At 31.5% G+C, this 1268-nt stretch carries 3 protein-coding genes; all 3 read left to right on the top strand.

Features of this window, described 5'->3' with window-relative positions; translation table 11 throughout:
* Positions 1 to 630, top strand: a 630-nt coding sequence (locus ACIPNH_RS06175) for a pyruvate, water dikinase regulatory protein (RefSeq protein ID WP_400772261.1), incomplete at its 5' end; no start/stop codon positions are given.
* 49 nt (positions 631 to 679) lie between these two features.
* Complete coding sequence (gene ykgO / locus ACIPNH_RS06180; RefSeq protein WP_006279631.1) at positions 680 to 808, top strand: type B 50S ribosomal protein L36; 129 nt, start codon at positions 680 to 682, stop codon at positions 806 to 808.
* 49 nt (positions 809 to 857) lie between these two features.
* Positions 858 to 1172, top strand: coding sequence for an FtsB family cell division protein (locus tag ACIPNH_RS06185; RefSeq protein ID WP_010962526.1), 315 nt, complete (start codon positions 858 to 860; stop codon positions 1170 to 1172).
* The last annotated feature ends 96 nt before the right edge of the window (positions 1173 to 1268 follow it).

Below are 1268 nucleotides of genomic sequence, written 5' to 3' on the forward strand. Positions count from 1 at the left end.
TGCACTATTACTGATGATGAGCTAAGAAAATATCTAAAAGATAACTGTATAAAGTTGAAAATTCCCTATAGAGCAATATTATCACATATTATTAGAGAAATTTCGTCTTATCTTGAAATTGAAAAAGACGAAAAGCTTGACTTGCATACTGAGATAAATAACGAATATTTTCAGCGCATTGAGGCAATAAACTACACTATTAATCATGATGATGGACAAAATATTCAAGATATTGATAAAGCAGATATAATTTTGGTTGGAGTTTCACGTACATCAAAATCTCCCACCAGTACGTATTTAGCTTACCGAGGCTATAAGGTTGCAAATATTCCTTTTGTTAGTGGGGTACCCTTTTATGTCGACTTGGCAAAATTAAAAAATAAACTAACGATAGGGGTAACAATAGACGTAAGTAGGCTAATAGAAATACGCAAAAATAGACTTACTTCAATTAACAACGAAGATAATAATATATATGCTAACCCTGAGAAAGTAGAAAAGGAAATTAAAGAAGCAGAGGAGCTCTTTAAACAGAATAACTGGCCAATTATCGATGTCACGCAAAAGTCGATCGAAGAAGTATCAGCAACAATTATACAATATTTTAATAAAATGTTATCAATTGACTAACTCTTGATAAGTTATTATAATGTAAAGTAATTTAATTCTTACTATAGATATGAAAGTCAAAGGGTCGCTAAAATCTCATCGTAACAGAGATAAAAATTGTAAAGTTGTGAAAAGGGGTGGTAAGATTTACATTATAAATAAGGTAAAGCCAAGGTGTAAAGCGCGTCAAGGTTCTTAGCTTTTTGTTCACCTTTTCATGTTATATATTTTTTATATGTGAAAGTACGGTGCTTATATCTAAAAAGAAGCAAAAGTTACTGTGTTTAAGCGCAGCCTTACTCATTTCTTCCCTTACATTATATTTCAGCATTAGCACAATTACAGGTAAACGTGGCTTATTGACGTTAATCGATTTAAAAAAAGAAATCGAGTACAATAAACTTTTGCTAAAGGATGTCTCTTCTGAAAAGGAAAAGTTGGACAACAAAGTATTTGGCTTATATGAAAAAAGCTTAGATTTAGATCTGCTTGATGAGCAAGCAAAAAATGCTTTAGGTTATGTGAACCCTAATGAACTTATGGTTGTTCTTGACGTGGAATAGCAGTAGTGACCTTACCCAGAAAAAGTGGAGAGAAAGAAAAGAGTTTTTTTGGGTAAAATAAAATTTTGGAGGATTAGAAATGGTAAGAGAATATAC

The organism is Wolbachia endosymbiont of Drosophila barbarae (assembly GCF_044752445.1).
Taxonomy (GTDB): Bacteria; Pseudomonadota; Alphaproteobacteria; order Rickettsiales; family Anaplasmataceae; genus Wolbachia; species Wolbachia pipientis.

Bases quoted from the DNA above. Each gene is read 5' to 3' on its own strand.
- ykgO (WP_006279631.1), top strand. From the start codon at position 680: ATGAAAGTCAAAGGGTCGCTAAAATCTCATCGTAACAGAGATAAAAAT.